This window comes from Dongia sp. agr-C8, assembly GCF_054658695.1.
This window is the reverse complement of sequence record NZ_BAAGHZ010000002.1, coordinates 212,214-234,452: the sequence shown is the minus strand read 5'-3', so window position 1 is coordinate 234,452 and position 22,239 is coordinate 212,214. Positions and strand designations below refer to the sequence as shown.

Below are 22,239 nucleotides of genomic sequence, written 5' to 3'. Positions count from 1 at the left end.
GAGCGGCCCGCCGCCGAATTGTCGGGATGAACTGACTGAAAATGGCCGAACAGCAGATTGGCATCGCGAACGAAGCAGCTGCCCCCATCAGTCAAATGGTGGGTGTGGTGGGCGAGGGCGCGTCCGTCGGCGACTTCATCGCGCTCTTGAAGCCGCGCGTGATGTCGCTGGTGGTATTCTCCGGTTTCGCCGGCCTCTATGTGGCACCTGGACATATCCATCCGGTGATCGCCGCGGTGGCGGTGCTCTGCATCGCGGTTGCCGCCGGCGCCTCCGGTGCGATCAACATGTGGTACGACCGCGACATTGACGCGGTCATGTCGCGGACCCGTGGCCGCCCGATCCCACGCGGCGTGGTGACGCCGGAGCAGGCGCTGACCTTCGGCCTGGTGCTCTCGCTGTTCTCGGTCATGCTGATGGACATCGCCGTCAACACCACCGCGGCGGCGCTCTTGGCCTTCACCATCTTCTTCTATGTCGTGGTCTATACGATCTGGCTGAAGCGTTCGACGCCGCAGAACATCGTGATCGGCGGTGCTTCCGGCGCCTTCCCGCCGATGATCGGCTGGGCCGCCGTCACCGGCGACGTGTCGCTGGCATCCATCGCGCTCTTCCTGATCATCTTCATGTGGACCCCGCCGCATTTCTGGGCGCTCTCGCTCTACCGCGAGGGGGATTACGCCAAGGCCGGCGTGCCGATGATGCCGGTGGTGGCCGGCCAGCGCTCCACCAAGCTGCAGATGCTGGTCTATACCCTGATCCTCTGCCCGCTGACCCTGCTGCCGGTTTACTTCGGCGTTGCAGGCTGGGTTTACGGCGCGGTCTCGATCGCGCTCAATTTCGGCTTCGTCGGCCATGCGATCCGGGTGCTCAAGAGTGATGATCTGCGCTACGCCAAGCGCATGTTCGGCTTCTCGCTGCTCTACCTCTTCGCGCATTTCGCCGTGCTCTGCATCGACCGTGCGCCGGGCCTGCTGGAGCTCCTGCGATGAGCGCGCAATTGACCGAGAAGCAGAAGCGCCTCCGCCAGCGCAACTGGGCCCTGCTCGCGGCCTTGGTCGCCTTCGTCGTGCTGGTCTATGTCGTCACCATCGTGAAGATGAAGGGCGGCTGAGCGATGACGCGCAAGAACCGCCGCAACCTCAACGTCGTGATGAGCCTGGTCGGCGTCATTGCCTTCATGGTGGGCCTGACCTTCGCCGCCGTGCCGCTCTACCGTATCTTCTGCGAGCGCACCGGCTTTGACGGCACGCCGATCCGCGCCGACGCCGCGGGCCAGCGCGGCAAGGCGATCGACCGGGTGGTGACGGTGAGCTTCACCGGTGATGTCAACCAGAGCATGCCTTGGGCCTTCTATCCGAAGCAGAACCGGATCGAGGCCAAGGTCGGCGAGACCTATCTCGCCTTCTTCGAGGCGAAGAACCTCTCGGACAAGCCGATCACCGGGACCGCGACCTTCAACGTGTCGCCGGAGCCTTGGGGCCCGTATTTCGTGAAGATCGAATGCTTCTGCTTCACCGAACAGACCCTGAAGCCGGGGGAATCGATCGAGATGCCGGTGACGTTCTACCTCGACCCGGCGCTGGCGGACGACAAGCTGCTCAATCGGATGTCGGACGTGACCCTGTCCTACACCTTTTGGAAGGCGGCCGATCAGCCGTCGGCGCAGGACGCGCCGGCCAAGGTCGGTTCGGCCGAACCGGTGTCGAAGCCGGCCGTGAATTGAATGCGTGAATCTGCCGACCGGGTCCAAGGGGGACCGGCCGCGAAGGGAGAGTGGAGACCATGAGCGACGCAGCCCATAAGCCGAACCATCCTTACCACCTGGTCGATCCCAGCCCCTGGCCGGTGGTCGGCGCGCTGGCGGGCGGCCTGTTCACCGGCGGCATGGTGCTCTACATGCACGACATCGCCGTGTTCGGGCACAAGTTCGGGCTCGGCAACATCGTCCCCGGCGTGCTGCTGATCGCCGCCACCATGTATCTCTGGTGGCGCGACGTGGTGAAGGAGGGCGAGTTCCAGGGCCATCACAGCCCGGTCGTGCAGATCGGCCTGCGCTACGGCATGGCGCTGTTCATCGCCTCCGAGGTGATGTTTTTCTCGGCCTTCTTCTGGGCCTTCTTCGACTTCTCGATCTTCCCGCGCGAGGCCTCCGGCGGCGTCTGGCCCCCGACCGGGCCGACCGCGATCACGCCGCTGGATCCCTATGCGATCCCGCTCTTGAACACGCTGATCCTGCTGACCTCGGGCTGCACCGTCACCTGGGCGCACCATGCGCTGAAGCACAATGACCGGGCCGGCCTCATTCAGGGCCTGGCGCTGACCGTGGTGCTCGGCATCCTGTTCACCTCGTTCCAGGCCTACGAGTACATGCACGCGCCCTGGGGCTTCAAGGATGGCATCTACACCTCCACCTTCTTCATGGCGACCGGCTTCCACGGCTTCCATGTGATCGTCGGCACCATCTTCCTGATTGTCTGCCTGGTGCGCGCAATCAAGGGCCACTTCAAGCCGGATCATCACTTCGGCTTCGAGGCGGCCGCCTGGTACTGGCACTTCGTGGACGTGGTCTGGCTGTTCCTGTTCAGCTTCGTCTACATCTGGGGCAGCGGCCCCGGCCCGTACGCGGGCTGACCCTTTTAAAGCCCTCCCCCGACTTCGGGGGAGGGTGGGGTGGGGGTGCCCCGCAATGACTCCCTCCGTTTTCCTCTGATGGCCGGCTACCGGTCGCCGATCGCTTCCGGCCTGGCGGGTGTCTGCCCCCGCTGTGGCCAGGGCAAGCTCCTGACGGGTTTCCTGAAACCCGCGCCTTCCTGCTCGAATTGCGGCCTCGATTTCCACGCTGAAGAGACCGGCGATGGGCCGATCGCCTTCGTCATCCTGATCTGGGGCGCGATCGTCATGGGCTTCGCCTTCTGGGCCGAGTTCACCTTCGATCCGCCCTATTGGCTCTTTGTCGTCGTCCTGATCCCGGTCACCCTGGGCGGCGGTGCGCTGCTGATGCGCCCCGCGAAATCGGTGCTGATGGCGCTGCAACTCCATCATCGCGCCGGTCACGACGACCGTTGAACGCCCGACCGTTCTGATTATCTAGGCAGTATCATGCGCCTTCCCTTCCGCCCCACCTTCTGGCCGACGGTTTTCACCGTACCAGCGATCCTGGTCATGATCGGCCTCTCGATCTGGCAGGTGCAGCGCCTGCACTGGAAAGAGAACCTGATCGCCGAGCGGGTCGCGCGCACCACCGCCGCGCCGGTCGCGCTGCCGCCCGTCGGGGTGGACCTTGGCCCGCTCGAGTTTCGCCGCGTCACCGTCACCGGCAGCTTCGACCACGCCCATGAGTTCTATCTCGCTGCCCGGTCGCAGAACGGCAATGTCGGCTACTGGATCATCACGCCGCTGAAGCTGGAATCCGGAGAAAGCGTACTGATCGAGCGGGGCTGGGTGCCGGAAAACATGAAGACGCCGGCGACCCGCCCCCAGGGGCAGCTTGCCGGCAGCGTGACCCTCAACGGCTTCATCCGCCTGCCGCAGGTGAAGACCTATTTTCAGCCGGACAACGAGCCCGCCAAGAATGTGTGGTTCACGATCGACCCGATGCAGATGGCCGCGGCGGCCGGTGTCACCGTCCGCACCGATCTCTATCTCGATGCGGAGAAGACCGACATTCCCGGCAACTATCCCCTGGGCGGCCAGACCCGGATCGAGCTGCCCAACGACCACCTGCAATACGCCGTCACCTGGGCGCTGCTGGCGCTATCGCTGGCAGGCGTGTATGTCGTCTATCACCTGAAACTGGAACGCGAGCGAGGCAGTCGGTGACTGGAAACACAGTCGGCGCCTACGAGAACCTGGAGCAACGCTTCCGCCGCTGGTCGGCCTTGCGCGACGCCGCCGGCATGCTGCACTGGGACATGTCGGCGATGATGCCGGAAGGCGGCCATAGCGCGCGCGCGGAACAGCTCGCGGCCCTCGGCGTGGTCTCGCACCAGCTGCTGACCGAGCCGAAGACCGGTGAGCTCCTTCAGGCCGCGGCCGAGGAGGAGCAGGGCCTCGACAGCTGGCAGCGCGCAAACCTCAATGAGATGCGCCGGGTTCATGTCCATGCGACCGCGCTCAATTCCGATCTCGTGGAGGCGATGAGCAAGGCCTCGACCGCCTGCGAGGCGGTCTGGCGCCAGGCGCGCCCGGCCGGCGACTTCGCTATGGTGCAGCCGCATCTGGAGGCGATCATCCGCCTGGTGCGCGAGGCGGCACAGGCCAAGGCCGAGAAGCTCGGCCTCTCGCCCTACGAAGCGCTGATGGACGAATACGAGCCCGGCAGCCGCACCGCCGATATCGACGCGGTATTCAGCGACTATGCCGCCTTCCTGCCGGAGTTCCTGGGATCCGTGCTCGAGCGCCAGGCCCAGGGCGAGGCGCCGATCGAGCCCAAGGGTCCGTTCCCGGTCGCGGCGCAGAAGGCGCTGGGCGAGCGGGTGATGAAGACCATCGGCTTCGACTTCGACCACGGCCGGCTCGACACCAGCCTGCATCCCTTCTGCGGCGGCGTGCCGGACGATGTCCGCATCACCACGCGCTATTCCGAGGAGCAGGTGACCTCGGCATTGATGGGCATCATCCACGAGACCGGTCACGCAATGTACGAGCGCGGCCTGCCCAGCCAATGGCGGCTTCAGCCGGTCGGCCAGTCGCGCGGCATGGCCTTGCACGAGAGCCAGTCGCTGCTGGTCGAGATGCAGGCCTCGCGCAGCCTCGCCTTCTGCACCTTCCTTTCGCCGCTGCTGAACGAGGCCTTCCCGGGCAACGAGGCCGCCTTCGCACCGGAGAACCTGCAGCGGCTCTACAGCCGGGTCGAGCGCGGCTTCATCCGGGTCGATGCCGACGAAGTCACTTATCCGGCCCATGTCATCCTGCGCTACCGCCTGGAACAGGCCCTGGTGAAGGGCGATCTGCAGGTCGCCGATATCCCCGGCGCCTGGAACGAGGGCATGCAGTCCTTGCTCGGGATCAAGCCGCAGAGCGACCGCGAGGGCTGCCTGCAGGACATCCACTGGTTCGACGGCGCGGTCGGCTACTTCCCCTGCTACAGCCTCGGCGCGATGACCGCGGCCCAGCTCTATGCCGCCGCTTGCAAGGCAAACCCTGACATCCCGGCCGCGATCGCGCGTGGCGATTTCGCGCCGCTGATGGCCTGGCTTCGGCCCAATGTGCACGAGCGTGCCTCCAGCCTGACGACGCGGGAGATCGTGACCGCGGCCACCGGTCGGCCGCTCGATGTCGAGGTCTTCAAGGCGCATCTGCAGCGGCGATATTTGCCCGATTGAACAAGACGCTACAGTCGGTCACGGACCGATCACGGCGAGAGTCGTAAGTTTCACCCATCGACGCCGACGATTTCGGTTGGGGGTGAGGGCATGGTCACAGACTCCGACGAAGGCACGCGAAGCGGCTTGCCGCCCGCGTCGCACGGCTGGCATGGTGGCGGTCGGGGCCGCAATTCCATGATGCCGAAGCTCGCCATCGACTTCCGTTCCGAGGAAAACCGTGTACGGCTCTATTATGCCGCGGCGGTCTCGCTGTTCGGCGCGCTGGCCAGCCGGCTGGTGGCTTCAAGCCTGCTCCCTTGGAACGACGGCGGGCTAGGCTTGTTCTGGTGCGGCGCCGTGGCGATGGCGCCGCTTATTCTCTACGGCTGGCGCGCCTTGCCGGCGGCGATCACCCTGGCCTTTGCGGTCGAGGCTATTTCCCGCGGCGGCGCCGAGGGTACCTTGATCGCGGCGACCGGCGATGTGGCCGAGGCGGCGCTGGCCTATGCCGCGATGGCGCGTTTCACGCCGTTCGACCCGCGCTTTCGCACCCAGGATGACCTGCAGCGCTTCGTACTGTTCGGCGTTGTCCTCATCCCGGCGCTCTCCGGCATCGTCGGTACGCTTGTGGTGGCGCCACATACGGAGATTGACCCGCTGGCTTTCTGGTTCGGCTGGGCGACCGCCGATGCCACGGCCGTGCTGATGACGGTGCCGATGGCGCTGGTCTGGGTCACCCAGGCTCGGGTGCGCGGGCCGCGCTGGATGGAGATCGCCGCGCTCGCAGGCTCAGCCTGTTGGCTCCTCTTCATGGTGGGCTGGATGACGCCCAACCTGGCGGTCGGCGTCTCGACGTTGGCGGTGATCGGCATGCCGCTCGCCTTCTGGGCCGCGATCTCCTACGGCCGGCGCGGCGCCAGCCTCTCGGCACTGCTGCTGGCGGTGGCGCTGGTGGGCGCCGCGCGCTTCGGCGTCATGCCCTTTCCCCAATTCTCGCTCGACGGCGAACGTATCGCCTTGGCCGGCATGCTCGCGGCGGTGCTGATCGGCCTGCTCGTGGTCGCGATCGCCCGTGCCGAGGGCGACCGCCAGCAGGATGAGATCCTCGAGAGCGAGAGCCGGCTGAGGATGATGATGGAGGGCGGCCAAATCGTTCCTTACGCCAAGGACGGCCCGCATTTCCTCGACTACTCCTATGTAGGCGAGCGCGCGGCCGCGACCTTCGGCCATCCCATGGCCGAGTGGGTGAAGCCGCGGGCCTGGATCAACTTCATCCATCCCGACGACCGGGACCGCATGAAGCGTCTCGCCGCCGCCGAGCTCCGCGCCGACGAGGACCACGAATGGGAGTACCGGGTCGTCGCCGGCGACGGCCGGGTGATCTGGGTGCGCGATCTCTTCCGCGTCGATCGCAAGGTCGACGGCTCGCTGGAACTCCGCGGCATGCTGATCGACATCTCGGCCCAGAAGCAGCGCGAACTCGACCTCGAGGAGAGCCGCCGCGAGATCGAGGCCGCCATGAAGCAGGCCGAGGCCGCCAACCGCGCCAAGACCAGCTTCCTGGCCACCGTCAGCCATGAATTGCGCACGCCGATGAACGCGGTGATCGGCTTCGCCGACGTTCTCAACGGCGAGGCCTACGGTCATTTGAACGACCGGCAGAAGGAATGCGTCGCCGACATCGCCGGCTCCGGCCGGCATCTGCTGCGGATGATCAACGACATCCTCGACATGTCGAAGATCGAGGCCGGCAAGTTTCCCCTGATCGAGGAGGTCTTCGACGTCTCCGCCGTGCTCGGTGCCGCGGCGCGCTTCGTCTCCCAGGAGATCGACAGCAAGCAGGTCTCCTTCGTAACCCATATCTCGCTGGGTGCAGTCGGCTTCAACGGTGACCAGCGGGCGGTGACCCAGATCCTGCTCAATCTGCTCACCAATGCCGCCAAGTTCACGCCCGCAGGCGGCAGGGTCGAGCTGAAGGCCCATGCCGACGGCGACGGCCTCACGGTCAGCGTGACCGATACCGGCCGCGGCATGTCGCCGGAGACAATCGAACGCGCCTTCGAGCCCTTCTTCCAGGGCAGCGACAGCGACGTCAGCCGCAAGCGGGAAGGGACCGGTTTGGGCCTGGCCATCTCCCGCCGCCTGGCCGAGATGCACGGCGGCACCGTCACCTTGAAGAGCCGTATCGGCGAGGGCACCACGGCCATCCTGTGGCTGCCGCCCAGCCGGCTGGTTTAGGGCCAACCGCCCGGCTTCTGGGGCCGAATACCGCGCCTACGCGGTTGCCTCCCACCCCCCGCCAAACTACTGTACCGCCACCCATTTGGAGGTGGATTTTGCGTTACATCAGCACCCGCGGCGCCGCGCCGCGGCTCGATTTCGAGGCGGTTCTTCTGGCCGGCCTCGCCCGGGACGGCGGGCTCTATGTTCCGGAAACCTGGCCCAGCCTGAAGCCGAAGACGCTCGCCGGCTTTTCCGGCAAATCTTACGCCGGGGTCGCCGCCGCCGTGATGGCGCCCTTCATCGGCAAATCCATCGCCCCCGCCACCTTCAAATCCATGGTCGCCGAAACCTATGCCGGCTTCCGCCACGAAGCCGTGACCCCGCTGGTCGAGGTGGGCGAGGGGGTATGGATCGAAGAGCTGTTCCACGGGCCCACGATCGCCTTCAAGGACCTGGCCCTGCAGCTGGTGGGCCGGCTCTACGACCACGTGCTGAAGAAGCAGGGCAAGCGCGTCACCATCATCGGCGCCACCTCGGGGGATACGGGTTCCGCCGCGCTCGAAGCCTGCCGCGACCGCCGCGCCATCGACATTTTCATCCTGCATCCCCTGGGCCGCGTCTCCGAAGTCCAGCGCCGGCAGATGACCACGATCGATTCCGGCAACGTCTTCAACATCGCGATCGACGGAAGCTTCGACGACTGCCAGGACATCGTGAAGGCCTGTTTCAACGACCACGCCTTCCGCGACAAGATCGCCATGTCGGCGGTGAACTCGATCAATTGGGCCCGCGTTATGGCCCAGATCGTCTATTACGTGACCGCGGCCGTGGCATTGGGCGCGCCCAACCGCAAGATCAGCTTCTCGGTGCCGAGCGGCAATTTCGGCAACGTCTTCGCCGGCTATGCCGCCAGGCAGATGGGCCTCGACATCGCGCAGCTGATCGTCGGCTCCAACCGCAACGACATTCTGACCCGCTTCTTCAAGAGCGGCAGCATGAAGGTGACGGACGTGGTCCCGAGCCTCAGCCCCTCGATGGACATCCAGATCTCCAGCAACCTCGAGCGCCTGCTGTTCGACCTCTACAAGCGCAATGGCCCGAAACTCGCCGAGGCGATGGCGGCCTTCCGCAAGACCGGCCGGTTCGTCGCGCCGAAATCGGGCTGGGCGGCCACGCAGAAGCTCTTCTCCGGTTTCAAGCTGGATGATGCCGGCACGCTGAAGGCGATGGCCGACCTCTACAAGCGCACCGGCATGCTGATCGACCCGCATTCGGCGATCGGCGTCGCCGCGGCGGAAGCGATGCGCAAGGACAAGTCGGTTCCGGTGGTGGCGCTGGCGACCGCCCACCCGGCGAAGTTCCCCGACGCGGTGGAGAAGGCGACCGGGGTGCGTCCCGCCCTGCCGGCGCATCTGTCGAACCTGCTTTCCCGCCGCGAACGCTACGACGTGCTGCCGAAGGACCTCGGCAAGATCCAGGACTACGTCCTCGCCCACCGGCGAAGCGGGAGCGGCAATTGAACGTCGCGCAGAAACACCGCCCCAACAGCGTGCAAATCACGACCCTGCCTAACGGCCTCAGGGTCGCGACCGACCGAATGGATTCCGTCGAGACCGTCTCGCTCGGCATCTGGGCCGGCGTCGGCACGCGGCACGAGACGGCGGAGCATAATGGTGTCGCGCACCTGCTCGAACACATGGCTTTCAAGGGCACCAAGCGGCGCAACGCGCTCGAGATCGCCCAGGAGATCGAGTCGGTCGGCGGGATCCTGAACGCCTACACCGGCCGCGAGCAGACCGCCTATTACGCCAAGATGCTGAGCGCCGACATGCCGCTCGCGATCGATGTGCTCGCCGACATCCTGCAGGATTCGGTCTATGACGAGGCCGAACTCGAGCGCGAGCGCGCGGTTGTGCTGCAGGAGATCGGCCAGGCCGAGGACACGCCGGACGACATCATCTTCGACCAGTTCCAGGAAGCCGCCTTCCCCGACCAGCCGATGGGCTGGCCGACGCTCGGCCGCGCCGAGATCATCGGCAGCCTGCCGCGCGACGTGGTAGCGCATTACCTGGAGAGCCGCTACCGCCCGGAGCGGATGATCGTCTCCGCCGCCGGCAACATCGACCACGACCGCCTGGTCGATCTCGCCGCGCGCCTGCTCGACCGCCTGCCGAAGGGCGCCGCGCCGGGCAGCGAGAAGGCCGTCTATAAGGGCGGCGAGCATCGCGAAGACCGCGACCTCGAGCAGGTCAACGTCGTGCTCGGCTTCTCCGGCGTCAGCTACCACGATCCCGACTACTACGCCGCGGCGGTGCTGTCGCAGCTCCTGGGCGGCGGCATGTCCTCGCGGCTGTTCCAGGAAGTGCGCGAGAAGCGCGGCCTCGTTTACAGCATCCACACCTTCTCCAGCTCCTACAGCGATGCCGGCCTGTTCGGCATCTATGCCGGCACCGGCGAGAAGGAAGCGGCCGAGATGATGCCGGTCATCTGCGACGAGGTCCTGAAGGTTGCCGACAACCTGAGCGACGAGGAGGTGAGGCGGTCCGCCGCGCAATTGAAGGCCGGCACCCTCATGTCGCGCGAAGGCACCAGCAGCCGCTGCGAACAGCTGGCCTCGCAGCTGCTGCTCTACGACCGCCCGATCCCGGCCGAGGAGGTCGTCGCCAAGATCGAGGCGGTCGGTGTGCTCGATGTCGTGCGGGTTGCCAAGCGCATCTTCGCCTCCCCGCCGACCCTGGCCTCGCTCGGCCCGGTCGGCCAGGTGCCGAGCCTCGACGCGGTTCGGCGCCGCCTGGCCTGAGAGCGGGCACGGGGCCGCGATGCTGCCGCTTTTCCGCTCCGACGGTCTCTCGCGGTTCAAGCTGATCGGCGCTCGTACCTATCTGCGGCCGCCGTCGCGCGCCGACTACAAGCAATGGACCGCGGTGCGCGAGGCGAGCCGCAGCTTCCTCGAGCCCTGGGAGCCCGCCTGGGGCGAGGATGCGCTGGAGCGCGCGGTGTTCCGCGACCGGGTCGCGCGGATCCTGCAGGAATGGCGCCTCGACCTCGGCTACGGCTTCCACATCTTCCGCAAGACCGACGACCGCCTGCTCGGCGGCGTGAACCTCAACAACGTGCGCCGCGGCGTGGCGCAGGCCGCCAACCTCGGCTACTGGATGGGCGAGGAATACGCCAACCAGGGCTACATGACCGACGCCGTGCGCACGCTGTTGCCGCATGCTTTCCAGGGCCTCGGGCTGCACCGCATCGACGCTGCCTGCATCCCCGAGAATCGCCCGAGCCGGCATCTCTTGAAGAAATTCGGCTTCCGCGAGATCGGCGAGGCCAAGGGCTACCTGAAGATCAACGGCGAATGGCGCGACCACCTGCTGACCAGCGCGCTCCTGGAAGACGTCATGAACTCCGAGGCGATGCGCGCGCAGCCTGCCAATGACGGTGGCGACTTCCGCAAGCTATTGGATCGCATCGTGTAACAGCGGTCGACATCGCCGGGCGTGACCCGGCGATCTCCTTCCGTCGAGAGATCCGCGAGTCAAGCCCGCGGGTGACGTCGACCAGACTTCGGTCCCGCATGCGCCGCGTAGAGATCCTCCAGGAAGGCCTGCAAGGCCGGGGTCTGCTGGGCGCCTTTCTTCACCGCCACCTCGAACAGCGACTGGTAGGAGAGGCGGCGCGGCCGGATCGGCTGCATCTCGCCGCGCGCGACCCAGGGCGCCGCGTAATGGCTCGGCAGATAGGCGATGAACCGCCCGGAAAGGACCATCAGCGCCAGGCCTTCCATCGAGTATGAACTGGCGCTGGCGGTGAAGCGCAGCGGCCGCCGGTCTTCCATGTAGCCGCGGCCGGCATAGGGTGCCGCCAGGATGTCCTCGTTGGTGATCGCTTCGCCGGCCCGGCCGAACAGGGAATTGCCGGCGCCGCAATAGAGCGTCTGCTCCTCCAGGAACAGCGCGCGATAGGCGATGCCGGGCAAAGCGTGGTGGAAGGCGCCGATCGCGAGGTCCAGCCGTCCGTCCAACACCTTGCGCTCCAGCTCCTGCGGCGCGTCGATATACATCGTGATATGCACCTCGCGCGCCCGCTCGCCGTAGCGGTTCATCACCCGGGGCAGATGGTTGGCCGGGTTGGAGATGATGTTGTCCACCATGCCGATCGCGAGGTTGCCGACCAGCCTTCCGGCCAGCGCGCTGACGTCGGAACGGAACGCATCCAGCCCGGTCACCAGCCGCTGCGCCGCGCGATAGACCTCCTCGCCGCGTTCGGTCAGGCGGAAGCCGACCCGCCCGCGCTGGCAGAGCCGCATGCCGAGGCGGCGCTCCAGGTCGGAGATCAGCGTGCTCAAGCGCGAGGGGCTGACGTTCAGCACCGCCTGGGCCGCGGCGAAGCCGCCGCTCTCCACCACGGTCAGAAAGGCCTGGACCTGCTTCAGGTCGATATTGCCGAGATTTCCGAGGCTTGCCGCCATGGCGATACTTTCCAAAATCGGGAAGCTTACTTCCGATATTTCGACTTTATCGCAACCGACTTCCCCGGTGAAGATCGGTAAACAGCGGAGGCGCGCACCCAAATGAACCTGCCGACCCAGAACCCATCGCAGGGCCACAACAACCCGCAGCCGGTCGACGCCGCCATCGTCCCGCGCTTCGGCGCGATCCCGACCTTTATGCGTCTGCCTTACATCACCGAGCCCACCCAGGTGGACATCGCCTTGATCGGCGTGCCCTGGGACGGCGGGACCACCAACCGGGCGGGGGCGCGGCACGGGCCGCGCGAGATCCGCAACATGTCGAGCTTCATGCGCAAGGTGCACCACGTCAGCGGCATCGCGCCCTACCAGCTCGCCCGGATCGCCGATCTCGGCGACGCCCCCGTGAATCCAATCGACCTGATGGATGCCTTGAAGCGGATCGAAGGCTTCTTCGCCAAGATCCATGCGGCCGGCGCCATGCCGCTCTCGGCCGGTGGTGATCACCTGATCACCCTGCCGATCTTCCGCGCCATCGCCAGGCAGCGCCCGGTCGGCATGGTGCATTTCGACGCGCATTCCGACACCAACGACCGCTATTTCGGCGACAACATGTACACCCACGGTACGCCCTTCCGGCGCGCGGTGGAGGAGGGGCTGCTCGACCCGAAGCGCACGGTGCAGATCGGCATCCGCGGCTCGATCTACAGCGCCGACGACATCGCCTTCGCCAAGGACAGCGGCATGCGGGTCATCTACATGGAGGAGTTCTCCAAGCTCGGCGTCGAGAAGACCATCGCCGAGGCGCGCCGCGTGGTCGGCGACGGCCCCACCTATATCAGCTTCGACGTGGACGGCATCGACCCCGCCTTCACCCCGGGCACCGGCACGCCGGAGATCGGCGGCTTGACCACGCTCGAGGCGCAGCATCTGGTGCGCGGCCTGCAGGGTCTCGATCTCATCGGCGGCGACGTGGTCGAGGTCTCACCGCCTTTCGACCCCAGCGGCAACACCGCCCTGGTCGGTGCGACCTTGATGTTCGAGATCCTCTGTCTCCTCGCGGATTCTTCCGCGCGCCGGCGCCGCAGATGACCGCCCCAAATCCGAATGGGGTGATGATGGACCGGATGTCCTGGCCGGAGTTCCGGGACGCGCTGAAGAGCAACCCGACCGTCTTCATTCCCTGCGGCGCCACCGAGCAGCACGGGCCGCATCTGCCGCTCTCGGTCGATTGCCTGCTCCCCACCGCCCTCTGCCGCGACGTGGCGCAGATGGTGGGCGGCGTCGTCGCGCCGACCTTGAGCTTCGGCTACAAGTCGATGCCGAAATCCGGCGGCGGGCCGCATTTCCCGGGCACCCTCAACCTCGACGCCCAGACGCTGATCTCCATGGTGCGCGATGTGATCCGCGAGCTGGTGCGCCACGGCGTCAAGAAGATCTGCTGCGTCGTCGGCCACTACGAGAACCAGTGGATCGTGACCGAGGGCATCGATCTCGCGATGCGCGAATGCGGCCATACCGGCCTCAAGGTGATGCGGCTCGAATACTGGGATTTCTGCACCGAGGAGACGCTGAAGACCGTCTTCCCGGATGGCTTCCCGGGCGTCGCCCTCGAGCATGCCGCCGTCATGGAGACCTCCATGATGATGCACTACTACCCGGAGATGGTGCGGCTCGACTTGATCCCGGACAATCCGCCGGCCGAGTTTCCGCCCTATGACATCTGGCCGCCGCACCGCGACTGGGTGCCTTCCTCGGGCGCGCTGACCTCGGCCAAGGGCGCTTCGGCGGCGAAGGGCAAGGCGATGATCGATCAATACTGCCGCGACATTGCCGCCGCGGTGAAGAAGGAGTTCGGATAAGCGATCCATGGGGGCAAGCTTCGACTTTGGGGGAAAGTCGGTCCTGGTGACCGGGGCCAGCCGCGGCATCGGCCGCGGCGTGGCGGAGGCCTTCGCCATGGCCCAGGCGGATCTCGCGATCCTGGCCGACGATGCGGGCGTCGAGACCACGGCGCAGGAAATCTCCAGGCTGTCCGGCCGGCCGGTCAAGGCGCTCCGCTGCGACATCACCGACCGCGCCGCCGTGTCGAAGGCACTGTTCCAGCTCGACCGCATCGACGTGCTGGTCAATAACGCCGGCCTGGAGCGGATCACGCCGATCGCCGAACCCGGGCCGGAGGTCGAGGCGACCTTCGCCCGCATCATCGACATCAACATCCTCGGCACCTATTACGTCACCCGCGACGCGCTGCCGAAGATGAAGCGGGGCGGCCGCATCGTTTTCACCGCCTCGATCTGGGGCCGCACCGCCGCCGCGGAGTTTTCCGCCTATTGCGCCTCGAAGCACGCCATTGTCGGCATGACCCGCGCGCTGGCGCTGGAGCTCGGGCCCAAGGGCATCAACGTCAACGCCGTGGCGCCCGGCTGGGTCAAGACCGACCAGTCGATGCTCTCGCTGAAGCGCATGGCCGAGCGCAGCAACCTGCCGGAGAGCCAGCTGCTGGACGAGATCATGGCCGGCCAGTCGCTCCCCGGCCTGATGAACCCCGCCGACATCGCCGGCCTCTATCTCTTTCTCGCCAGCGACGCCGCCGCCAACATGACCGGCCAGACCGTCAACATCGACCGCGGCGAGGTGATGTCGTGACCGCCCCCGGGAAATCCTTGGCCGGCAAGGTCGCGCTGGTGACCGGCGCCCATCGCGGCATCGGCGCCGCCTGTGCCAAAGCGCTGGCGGGCGAGGGTGCGCAGCTGATCCTGGCCGATCGGCTCGACTGCGCGGAAACCGCCGCGGCCATTCCCGGCGCCGTTGCCTTCGACCTCGATGTCGCCGACGAGGGAAGCGTGCTGGCGCTGTTCAATGTCGCCCGGCGCATGGTGAAGCGGCTCGACATCCTGGTCCATTGCGCCGGCATCATCCAGGAGAAGCCGCTGCTCGAGACCAGCGCTGCCGACTTCGACCAGGTGATCGCGATCAACCTGCGCGGCAGCTTCCTGGTCGGCCGCGAGGCCTTGCGCTGGATGCGGGACTCCCAGCCGAAGCCGGGCGACGAGGCGCGGGCGATCCTGATCGCCTCCGACATGTCCTATTACGGCCGCGAGCAGTTCTCGGCTTACGTCGCCTCGAAACATGGCGTGCTCGGCCTGGTGCGCAGCTGGTCGAAGGAGTTCGCCCCGGGTATCCTGGTCAATGCGATCTGCCCCGGCCCGATCGACACCGCCATGCTCGACGCCGCGCATATGAGCCCGGAATGGCGCGCGAAGGAGCTGCAGATCCCGCTCGCCCGCTTCGGCGAGGCCCATGAGATCGGCGCCCTCGCGGCCTTCATCGCCGGGCCTGGCGGGCGCTACTTCACCGGCCAGGGCCTCGGCCCGAACGGCGGCAGCGTGATGCCTTAATCAGGGGACAACCACGGAACGATCGGGTCGCAACCCGGCGCAACGAAAAACAAGGAGGCAAGAATGAACAAGATGATCGCCGCGGCCTGCATGGCCGTCTCAGCATTCGCGCTCAGCAGCGGCGCCTTCGCCGCGGAGAAGGTGAAGGTCGGGCTCTGCGTGTCCTGGCCGGGCTATTCCAGCCTCGAGGTCGCCAAGCAGAAGAACCTGGCGCCCGACCTCGAGATCGAGAACACGATCTTCGACGATCCGGTCGGCGCGCATTCGGCGCTCGCGGCCGGCCAGATCGACGTCCTCTATTGCACCAGCGAGTACACGCCGATCGCCGTGGAGCAGGGTACCAACGAGGTGATGGTCACCTTCCTCAACCCCAGCTACGGCGTCGATCAGATCGCGCTGGCGCCGAACGTCGAGCCCAAGGACCTGCCGGGCAAGAAGATCGCCGCACCCCAGGCCTATATCGGCCAGCTCTTGATGGGCGTCTGGCTCGACAGCCAGGGCATCAAGTATGACTCGGTCGAATGGGTGAACCTGAACGCCGACGAGGCGGTGGGCCCGATGGTCGCCGGCGATCTCGCCGCCGCCTATGAATACGAGCCCTGGGTCTCCAAGCTCACCGCGGAATTGAAGGGCTCGCGCGCGGTCGCGACCTCGGCCGACCCGGTGTTCCTGAAGACCGGCATCTTCATGGACGTGCTCTACATGAACAAGACCTTCATCGCCGAGCGCCGCCCGGTCGCGGTCGGCACCTTGAAGGCGCTGTTCACCGCGGTCCAGGCCTGGCATGACGACACGCCGGGCATCAACCAGGTCTATGCCGACTTCCTGAAATGGCCGGTCGGCGACGTCGAATCCGTGGTCGGCACCAACGGCAAGGACTTGAAGGGCGGCAACTACACCTACGACTTCGACGAGGCGGCGCGCTCCTGCGGCGTCCTCGACGGCGAGCCGCCGCTCGGCATCGCCCGCGACGGCATGCGCGACACGGTGGCGCTGATCAACGACTGGTGGCTGAAGCTGGGCCTGATGAAGACCAAGATCGACCCTGCCAAGGGCGTCGATTGCAGCCTGATGGCCGACCTGGTGAAAGCCGGCTTCCGCCAGGAAATAAAGGCGCGGTAGGGGCATACTCGCTCGTCATCCCCGGGCTTGGCCCGGGGACCCCTGAGTTCGTTCTTTTAGATGGGAACTCAGGGGTGCCCGGCCTTCGCCGGGCATGACGACTGAGTTATGTTGGTCCAGCAATGACCCAACCGCCGCGCCGCCCGCTGCTCACCCTCCGCACGCCGATCACCCGGCGCGCTGCGATCGCGCTGGGCATCGCCTGCTGGGTGCTGTTCTTCGCCCTCTGGCAGTTCGCGGTCTCGGCCGGGCTGGTGACCCAGCTGCTGCTGCCCAGTCCCTTTAAGGTGCTCGCGACCCTGCTGCAGCTGCTTTCGACGCCGGATTTCTGGATCGACATCGGCGCCAGCGTGCTGCGCATCCTGGTCAGCTTCGCCATGGCCAGCGCGATCGCGGTGCCGCTCGGCATCGTCATGGGCTCGTTCCGGGCGCTGGAGGCCTTCTTCAATCCCTTCATGGCGGCCTGGCGCTACCTGCCGGCGCCGAGCTTCATCCCGGTGCTGCTGATGTGGTTCGGCACCGGCGAGGGGCCGAAGATCGCGCTGCTGTTCATCGGCGTGGTCTTTTTCCTGATTGTGCTGGTGATGGACTACACCAAGCAGGTCCGGACCGAGTTCATCGAGACCTCGATGACGCTCGGCGGCACGCGCGGCCAGGTGCTCTGGACCGTGATCGTGCCGGCGGTGCTGCCCAACGTCGTCGTCGCCATGCGGCAGATGCTGGCGGTCTCCTGGACCTACCTGGTGATCGCCGAGATCGTCGCCTCGACCAACGGCATCGGCGCCATGATGATGCGGGCGCGCCGCTTCCTGCATACCGACGAGATCATGGCCGGCATCGTGGTGATCGGCGTGCTCGGCCTGTTGTGCGACATGCTGTTCCGCATGGCCCACCGCCTGCTCTTCCCCTATATCGACGAGAGCGCCCGATGAGACTGAAGCTGGAGAGCATCGGCAAGACCTTCCAGGATGCGAAAGGCGGCATCGTCGAGGCGATCCGCGACGTCTCCTTCGAGGTCGGCAGCAACGAGGTCTGCGTCCTGCTCGGGCCTTCGGGCTGCGGCAAGTCGACGATCCTCCGGATGGTGGCCGGCCTCGACCAGCCGACCAGCGGCCGGATCACCCTCGACGGCCGGACGATCGAAGGCCCGGGCCGCGACCGCGGCATGGTGTTCCAGGCCTATACCTCCTTCGACTGGCTGACGGTGCGGCAGAATGTCGAATACGGCCTGCGCCTGCGCGGCGTGGCGGCATCCGAGCGCCGCGACAAGGCGGCGCATTTCATCGACCTCGTGCACCTCACCAAGTTCGCCGACGCCTACCCGAAGGTGCTCTCCGGCGGCATGAAGCAGCGGGTCGCCATCGCCCGGACGCTCGCCAACGACCCCGAGATCCTGCTGATGGACGAGCCGTTCGGCGCGCTCGATGCCGAGACCCGCTGGCACATGCAGGAGCTCAGCGTCGCGATCGCCGAGGAGACCGGCAAGACCGTCCTGATGGTCACCCATGACATCGAGGAATCGATCTTCATGGCCGACCGCATCATCTTCCTCTCGCGCCATCCCGGCACCGTCGCCGCCAACATCCTGCCCGATTTCAAGCAAGGCAAACGCTGGCGCCGCAAGGAAGAAGTGCTGGAGCTCGACGGCTATGCCGAGCTCGAACGCGATATCATGCGCATGATGCGCCAGCAGGCCGGCGCGGAAGCGGCTTAGCGGCCTCCCGGCGCGAAGATCGCCTAGCGGCAAACCAGCGCCAGCGTCTTTTCGTTCTTATCGAAGGTGACGGTGCATCGGCTGACCGGCGGCAGCTTCCTTATCAGCGAGATCGAGGTCGAGGAATATTGGCAGCGGATCCAGTATTCGCTCTTCGGATCCAGGTTCCAGGTCTGGACTTCCTTGCCGTCGGCGGTTTCGACGTCGTCATCATAGACCAGCGCCGCCATTTCCTCGGGCCGCCCGTCGTAGAAGACGATTGCATCCCACCAATGCGGCAGGTCCTGCCTGGAGGCCTCGAAGCCCTCGACCGGCTTGCTCAGGCTCTGCTCAGTCTCGATCTTCTCCGGGCAGGTGGGGCCGCTGCCCTCGGCCAGAGCGAGGCAAGGCCACAGCGTGAATGCCGCGAACGCGACAGCCGGGCCGAGATGATGGATGGCGAGCATCACTCCACTCCTGGAATCATCTGGTTGCAGCTAAAGATCGCGATCAGCATGCTCCGAGTGCTGTTCCCAATCTTGAAGTCCGGCCCGTCAGCCATCAGCAAGCGTGGCTGACCTTGCGGACAAGCGGCGTTCATGACTTTGGTGGCTTTGACGACTGGATTCTGGCCGGAAAATTCGAGCGAGCCCATGGCGTTGTATAAATATGGCGATGTGCCTTCGCCGTTCCGGCTGACAGTGATGCCTTCGAACTTCTTGTCTACCGCGCAACCGGCGAGCAATCCGGCGCAAACCAGAGATAAGGCATATCGGCGGCGCCTTGCCCAGCACATCGCTATCGCACTCCCTGAGCGCCCAACGGCGCCGATCGCTTCTCCCACCCCATCTCCCGCTCCAACTGCGCCGCCACCTGCAGCACCAGGTGATCCTCGCCCGGCCGCGCGCCCAACTGCACGCCGATCGGCAGCCCGTTGCCGTGCATCGCCAGCGGGAGCGAAATGGCCGGCGTGCCCATGACGTTGTGCGGGAAGCAGAATTGGATCTGGCGGAAGATATGCGCCATGTAGTCCTGCGGCGAGAGATCGTCGCGGCCGAGATTGTAATGGCCCCAGGGCTCGGCGACTGCGGCCGTGGTCGGCGAGAGCCAGAGGTCGTGGCGCTGGAAGTAGGGGCCGAGCTTGCGCCGGATCGCGTTCAGGCTGGCATGCGCGGCCAGGAAGCGGTCGGTCGTGATGGTCTTGGCGTATTCGTAGATATTCAGCGTCACCGGCTCCAGCGTGTCCGGGCCGGGCTTGCGCCTGGTCTTGGCGGCGAGGTCGTGGATCCGCTTCGGGAAATCGAAGAACCAGACGTCCAGCATGCGCTGCGCCGCGTCCTCGCCGTCATAATCCGGGTGATCCTCCTCGACGATATGGCCGAGGCCACTCAGGACCTTTGCGGTCCGCTTGACCGCCTCGACAATTTCCGGATCGACCGGGCGGTCGTTCAAGGGTTTCGCGGACCAGCCGATCTTGAGGCGCGGTGCCGCCCAGCCGATCAGCGTGGCGTAGGTTTCCGAGGGCCGCTGGATCACGAAGGGATCGCCGGGCTGGGGCACGCTCATGCAATCGAGCAGCAAAGCGGTGTCGCGGATCGACTTGGTCTGCGCAAAATTTGCCGCCAGACCCCAGCCGCCCTCATCGATCTTCGGGCCGACCGAGACCCGGCCGCGCGACGGCTTCAGCCCGACGCCGCCGCACAAGGCCGCGGGGATGCGGATCGAACCCGCGATGTCCGAGCCATGCGCCATCGGCACCATGCCGGCCGAAACCGCCGCCGCCCCGCCGCCGGTGGAGCCGCCGGCACTGTAGCCTTCGCGCCAGGGTGTCGCGGTGTTGCCGTAGAGCGCGTTCTCGGTGGTGCCGGACATCGAGTATTCCGGCGCGTTCGAGCGGCCGATGATGTTGAGGCCCGCCTCCTGGAACATCCGCCCGAGATTGGTGTCGCCGTCGGTGGTGACCAGGCCCTCGCAGAGCCGGCTGCCGAACTCGACCTTGCGGCCGTCGAGATGCCCGGCGATGTCCTTGATCAGGAAGGGCACGCCATGGAAGGGGCCGGGGCGGAGTGTGCTCTCGGCAAGCGTGTCGATGCGGTCATGATAGAGCTCGATCACCGCGTTGATCTTCGGGTTCAGCGCGGCGATCGCCTCGGCCGCGGTGCGCGCGAGCTCGGTTGGAGAGACCTCGCGCTTCTGCACCAGGCCCGCCAGTCCGGTTGCGTCAAAGGCGGCGTATTCTGAAATTTTCACGGATTTTCTTTCGCTGCGCCCGGGGTCAATCTTACATTTGCGGCCGATCCATCTCGACGACGCAAATCCACGGCAAGCCCCTGAAGATCCAGGTGAACCCTCGTGGAAGGGCCATGTCGATCCTTCATTCTGTACATGCACTGTCAATGCATTGCCGAAGTTGACGGGCGCCGACCCCAGTCCATCTCTCGCGACCCAACGAGAGCAATTGTACCAGTTTTGTTCCAAAGAATCCATCCTGGGGCACGAACCAAGGGCCGATTCAGGCGTCCGAATTCAGCCGCGAGAATTCACTTCGGAAATCAGGCGCGCGTCACATGCAGCGGCGGCACGCGGTCCTTCCAGGGCATCTCCTGCTCCAGCAAAGCGGCGAGCTGCAGCAGGATATGCTCCTGCGCCGGGTTGGCACCGAGTTGCACCCCGATCGGCATTCCACTGGAATGCATCGCCAGCGGCAGCGAGATCGCCGGCGTGCCCATGACATTATGCTGGAAGGTGAATTGCAGCGGCCGGTCGGCGGTCACCAGGAATTCCTCCGCGCCGACGCCTTCGCGCCCCAGGTTGTAGAGCCCGTTCGGCTCGGCGACATGGGCCGTGGTCGGCGAGATCCAGACATCGCATTTCGCCATCAACTTGCCGAGCTTGCGCCGCAAGGTGTTGATCATGTTGTGGCTGGCAAGGAATTGCGCCGGCGTGATGCGCTTTGAGTGCTCATAGATCTTTAAGGTAACCGGCTCGAGTGTATCCGGCCCCGGCTTCCGCCCGAGCTTGGCGCCGACCGCGTCCAGGTTGTCGGCGAAGCCGAAGAACCAGACGTCGAGCATCTTGCGGCTGGCTTCCTCGCCGTCGAATTCCGGCGCTTCCTCCCACACCTCGTGGCCGTGCGATTGCAGCAGCTTCGCGGTCTTCTCCACCGCGGCGGCGACTTCCTTGTCCACCGGCCAGTCCATCACCGGATCGACCGACCAGGCGATCTTCAGCTTCTGGGGCTGCTTCTTGATCAGCGCCAGATATGTTTCATCGGGTTTCGGGATCCAGAAGGGATCGCCGACCTGCGGCTTGGCCATCGCGTCGAGCAGGGCGGCGGTGTCGCGGATGGTCTTGGTCTGACCGAGATTCATCGCGAGGCCCCAGCCGCCTTCCTCCACCCGCGGTCCCGCCGAGACCCGCCCGCGCGAAGGCTTCAGGCCGACGCCGCCGCAGAAGCTCGCCGGGATGCGGATCGAGCCGCCGATATCCGAGCCATGCGCCATCGGCACCATACCCGCAACCACCGCCGCCGCACTGCCGCCGCTCGAGCCGCCGGCGCAATAGCCCTCGCGCCAGGGCGTCGAGGTGTTGCCGTAGAGCGCGTTCTCCGAGGTGCCGGCGATCGAGTATTCCGGCGCGTTGGAGCGACCGATGATGTTGAGGCCCGCTTCCTTGAACAGCTTGCCGACATGGCTGTCGCCCTCGACCACGAAGCCCTGCATCAGCCGGCTCCCGCATTCGAACTTCCGCCCGTCGAGATGCTGGCCGATGTCCTTGATCAGGAAGGGCACGCCGCGGAACGGGCCGTCATGCAGCGTCTTCTCGTCCAGCCCTTCGATCCGGTCGGGATAGGTCTCGACCACCGCGTTGACCTGGGGGTTGGCGGCGGCGATGGCCGCGGCCGCCGTCTCGGCCAGCTCCTTCGGCGTCACCTGCTTCTTTGCGACAAGCTCTGCCAGTCCGGTCGCGTCATAGCCGGCATATTCTGCAATCTTCATGGACGGAATTCCCCTGCGCTTCGATCTT

Annotated in this window: 23 protein-coding genes; 18 read left to right on the top strand and 5 right to left on the bottom strand. The window is 66.1% G+C overall.

What is annotated here, in order from left to right; all coding sequences use genetic code 11:
• The first annotated feature begins 95 nt into the window (after positions 1-95).
• The 11 genes from cyoE to ACYQ4T_RS08465 all read left to right on the top strand — a co-directional run bounded on the left by cyoE (position 96) and on the right by ACYQ4T_RS08465 (position 11,005).
• Positions 96-992: a heme o synthase gene (cyoE, locus tag ACYQ4T_RS08515; RefSeq protein ID WP_459852542.1), complete on the top strand. Its 897-nt coding sequence runs from the start codon at positions 96-98 to the stop codon at positions 990-992.
• Positions 989-1,114, top strand: a complete 126-nt coding sequence (locus ACYQ4T_RS08510; protein WP_459852539.1) for a hypothetical protein — start codon at positions 989-991, stop codon at positions 1,112-1,114. The genes cyoE and ACYQ4T_RS08510 overlap by 4 nt, the downstream gene beginning before the upstream one ends.
• A 3-nt stretch (positions 1,115-1,117) precedes the next feature.
• Positions 1,118-1,726 (top strand): cytochrome c oxidase assembly protein, encoded by a 609-nt coding sequence (locus ACYQ4T_RS08505; protein ID WP_459852536.1) that lies wholly within the window; start codon positions 1,118-1,120, stop codon positions 1,724-1,726.
• A 59-nt stretch (positions 1,727-1,785) separates the two neighbouring features.
• Entirely contained in the window at positions 1,786-2,634 is an 849-nt protein-coding gene (locus ACYQ4T_RS08500) for a cytochrome c oxidase subunit 3 (protein WP_459852534.1), read from the top strand.
• A gap of 78 nt (positions 2,635-2,712) precedes the next feature.
• Positions 2,713-3,069 carry a DUF983 domain-containing protein gene (locus ACYQ4T_RS08495; protein ID WP_459852531.1) on the top strand — a complete coding sequence of 119 codons (357 nt, stop codon included), beginning with the start codon at positions 2,713-2,715 and terminating at the stop codon, positions 3,067-3,069.
• 33 nt (positions 3,070-3,102) lie between these two features.
• The gene (locus ACYQ4T_RS08490) at positions 3,103-3,822 is read left to right on the top strand and encodes an SURF1 family protein (RefSeq protein ID WP_459852529.1); all 720 of its coding nucleotides are present in this window, start codon (positions 3,103-3,105) and stop codon (positions 3,820-3,822) included.
• A complete protein-coding gene (locus ACYQ4T_RS08485) occupies positions 3,819-5,327 on the top strand; it encodes a carboxypeptidase M32 (RefSeq protein WP_459852527.1) in 1,509 nt (502 codons plus the stop codon). The genes ACYQ4T_RS08490 and ACYQ4T_RS08485 overlap by 4 nt, the downstream gene beginning before the upstream one ends.
• A 90-nt stretch (positions 5,328-5,417) precedes the next feature.
• Positions 5,418-7,547 (top strand): sensor histidine kinase, encoded by a 2,130-nt coding sequence (locus ACYQ4T_RS08480; RefSeq protein ID WP_459852525.1) that lies wholly within the window; start codon positions 5,418-5,420, stop codon positions 7,545-7,547.
• Positions 7,548-7,645: 98 nt separating this feature from the next.
• Positions 7,646-9,052 (top strand): threonine synthase, encoded by a 1,407-nt coding sequence (gene thrC / locus ACYQ4T_RS08475; RefSeq protein ID WP_459852523.1) that lies wholly within the window; start codon positions 7,646-7,648, stop codon positions 9,050-9,052.
• Complete coding sequence (locus ACYQ4T_RS08470) at positions 9,049-10,332, top strand: M16 family metallopeptidase (RefSeq protein WP_459852521.1); 1,284 nt, start codon at positions 9,049-9,051, stop codon at positions 10,330-10,332. Before thrC ends, ACYQ4T_RS08470 begins: the two co-directional genes overlap by 4 nt.
• Positions 10,333-10,351: 19 nt before the next feature.
• On the top strand, positions 10,352-11,005 hold the full coding sequence (locus ACYQ4T_RS08465) for a GNAT family N-acetyltransferase (RefSeq protein WP_459852519.1): 654 nt from the start codon (positions 10,352-10,354) through the stop codon (positions 11,003-11,005).
• A 59-nt stretch (positions 11,006-11,064) separates the two neighbouring features.
• Here the strand turns inward: ACYQ4T_RS08465 and ACYQ4T_RS08460 are convergent, their stop codons facing one another.
• A complete protein-coding gene (locus ACYQ4T_RS08460; RefSeq protein WP_459852517.1) occupies positions 11,065-11,997 on the bottom strand; it encodes a LysR family transcriptional regulator in 933 nt (310 codons plus the stop codon).
• Between the two features lie 102 nt (positions 11,998-12,099).
• Here ACYQ4T_RS08460 and speB point away from each other — a divergent pair, with 102 nt between their 5' ends.
• The 7 genes from speB (at position 12,100) to ACYQ4T_RS08425 (ending at position 18,234) form a co-directional block, all read left to right on the top strand.
• Positions 12,100-13,089: an agmatinase gene (speB, locus tag ACYQ4T_RS08455; protein ID WP_459852515.1), complete on the top strand. Its 990-nt coding sequence runs from the start codon at positions 12,100-12,102 to the stop codon at positions 13,087-13,089.
• Complete coding sequence (locus ACYQ4T_RS08450) at positions 13,086-13,859, top strand: creatininase (protein ID WP_459852513.1); 774 nt, start codon at positions 13,086-13,088, stop codon at positions 13,857-13,859. Before speB ends, ACYQ4T_RS08450 begins: the two co-directional genes overlap by 4 nt.
• 7 nt (positions 13,860-13,866) lie before the next feature.
• Positions 13,867-14,646: an SDR family NAD(P)-dependent oxidoreductase gene (locus ACYQ4T_RS08445; RefSeq protein WP_459852511.1), complete on the top strand. Its 780-nt coding sequence runs from the start codon at positions 13,867-13,869 to the stop codon at positions 14,644-14,646.
• A 17-nt stretch (positions 14,647-14,663) separates the two neighbouring features.
• The gene (locus ACYQ4T_RS08440) at positions 14,664-15,398 is read left to right on the top strand and encodes an SDR family NAD(P)-dependent oxidoreductase (RefSeq protein WP_459852509.1); all 735 of its coding nucleotides are present in this window, start codon (positions 14,664-14,666) and stop codon (positions 15,396-15,398) included.
• 63 nt (positions 15,399-15,461) lie between these two features.
• Positions 15,462-16,520: an ABC transporter substrate-binding protein gene (locus tag ACYQ4T_RS08435; RefSeq protein WP_459852507.1), complete on the top strand. Its 1,059-nt coding sequence runs from the start codon at positions 15,462-15,464 to the stop codon at positions 16,518-16,520.
• Positions 16,521-16,642: 122 nt separating this feature from the next.
• On the top strand, positions 16,643-17,452 hold the full coding sequence (locus tag ACYQ4T_RS08430; protein WP_459852505.1) for an ABC transporter permease: 810 nt from the start codon (positions 16,643-16,645) through the stop codon (positions 17,450-17,452).
• Positions 17,449-18,234 carry an ABC transporter ATP-binding protein gene (locus ACYQ4T_RS08425; RefSeq protein WP_459852502.1) on the top strand — a complete coding sequence of 262 codons (786 nt, stop codon included), beginning with the start codon at positions 17,449-17,451 and terminating at the stop codon, positions 18,232-18,234. Before ACYQ4T_RS08430 ends, ACYQ4T_RS08425 begins: the two co-directional genes overlap by 4 nt.
• Positions 18,235-18,257: 23 nt before the next feature.
• Here ACYQ4T_RS08425 and ACYQ4T_RS08420 read toward each other — a convergent pair whose 3' ends face one another.
• From ACYQ4T_RS08420 to ACYQ4T_RS08405, 4 genes are all read right to left on the bottom strand, one after another.
• Complete coding sequence (locus tag ACYQ4T_RS08420; RefSeq protein WP_459852500.1) at positions 18,258-18,680, bottom strand: STY0301 family protein; 423 nt, start codon at positions 18,678-18,680, stop codon at positions 18,258-18,260.
• On the bottom strand, positions 18,680-19,009 hold the full coding sequence (locus ACYQ4T_RS08415) for a hypothetical protein (RefSeq protein WP_459852497.1): 330 nt from the start codon (positions 19,007-19,009) through the stop codon (positions 18,680-18,682). The genes ACYQ4T_RS08420 and ACYQ4T_RS08415 overlap by 1 nt, the downstream gene beginning before the upstream one ends.
• A gap of 2 nt (positions 19,010-19,011) precedes the next feature.
• Positions 19,012-20,463, bottom strand: coding sequence for an amidase (locus ACYQ4T_RS08410; protein WP_459852494.1), 1,452 nt, complete (start codon positions 20,461-20,463; stop codon positions 19,012-19,014).
• Between the two features lie 302 nt (positions 20,464-20,765).
• A complete protein-coding gene (locus ACYQ4T_RS08405) occupies positions 20,766-22,211 on the bottom strand; it encodes an amidase (RefSeq protein ID WP_459852492.1) in 1,446 nt (481 codons plus the stop codon).
• Between the last annotated feature and the right edge of the window lie 28 nt (positions 22,212-22,239).

Excerpts from the sequence above, each read along its gene's own strand:
- cyoE (WP_459852542.1), top strand. The coding sequence starts at position 96 with ATGGTGGGTGTGGTGGGCGAGGGCGCGTCCGTCGGCGACTTCATCGCG.
- ACYQ4T_RS08510 (WP_459852539.1), top strand. The coding sequence starts at position 989 with ATGAGCGCGCAATTGACCGAGAAGCAGAAGCGCCTCCGCCAGCGCAAC.
- ACYQ4T_RS08505 (WP_459852536.1), top strand. The coding sequence starts at position 1,118 with ATGACGCGCAAGAACCGCCGCAACCTCAACGTCGTGATGAGCCTGGTC.
- ACYQ4T_RS08500 (WP_459852534.1), top strand. The coding sequence starts at position 1,786 with ATGAGCGACGCAGCCCATAAGCCGAACCATCCTTACCACCTGGTCGAT.
- ACYQ4T_RS08495 (WP_459852531.1), top strand. The coding sequence starts at position 2,713 with ATGGCCGGCTACCGGTCGCCGATCGCTTCCGGCCTGGCGGGTGTCTGC.
- ACYQ4T_RS08490 (WP_459852529.1), top strand. The coding sequence starts at position 3,103 with ATGCGCCTTCCCTTCCGCCCCACCTTCTGGCCGACGGTTTTCACCGTA.
- ACYQ4T_RS08480 (WP_459852525.1), top strand. The coding sequence starts at position 5,418 with ATGGTCACAGACTCCGACGAAGGCACGCGAAGCGGCTTGCCGCCCGCG.
- ACYQ4T_RS08465 (WP_459852519.1), top strand. The coding sequence starts at position 10,352 with ATGCTGCCGCTTTTCCGCTCCGACGGTCTCTCGCGGTTCAAGCTGATC.
- ACYQ4T_RS08460 (WP_459852517.1), bottom strand. The coding sequence starts at position 11,997 with ATGGCGGCAAGCCTCGGAAATCTCGGCAATATCGACCTGAAGCAGGTC.
- speB (WP_459852515.1), top strand. The coding sequence starts at position 12,100 with ATGAACCTGCCGACCCAGAACCCATCGCAGGGCCACAACAACCCGCAG.
- ACYQ4T_RS08450 (WP_459852513.1), top strand. The coding sequence starts at position 13,086 with ATGACCGCCCCAAATCCGAATGGGGTGATGATGGACCGGATGTCCTGG.
- ACYQ4T_RS08445 (WP_459852511.1), top strand. The coding sequence starts at position 13,867 with ATGGGGGCAAGCTTCGACTTTGGGGGAAAGTCGGTCCTGGTGACCGGG.
- ACYQ4T_RS08435 (WP_459852507.1), top strand. The coding sequence starts at position 15,462 with ATGAACAAGATGATCGCCGCGGCCTGCATGGCCGTCTCAGCATTCGCG.
- ACYQ4T_RS08430 (WP_459852505.1), top strand. The coding sequence starts at position 16,643 with ATGACCCAACCGCCGCGCCGCCCGCTGCTCACCCTCCGCACGCCGATC.
- ACYQ4T_RS08425 (WP_459852502.1), top strand. The coding sequence starts at position 17,449 with ATGAGACTGAAGCTGGAGAGCATCGGCAAGACCTTCCAGGATGCGAAA.
- ACYQ4T_RS08420 (WP_459852500.1), bottom strand. The coding sequence starts at position 18,680 with ATGCTCGCCATCCATCATCTCGGCCCGGCTGTCGCGTTCGCGGCATTC.
- ACYQ4T_RS08415 (WP_459852497.1), bottom strand. The coding sequence starts at position 19,009 with ATGTGCTGGGCAAGGCGCCGCCGATATGCCTTATCTCTGGTTTGCGCC.
- ACYQ4T_RS08405 (WP_459852492.1), bottom strand. The coding sequence starts at position 22,211 with ATGAAGATTGCAGAATATGCCGGCTATGACGCGACCGGACTGGCAGAG.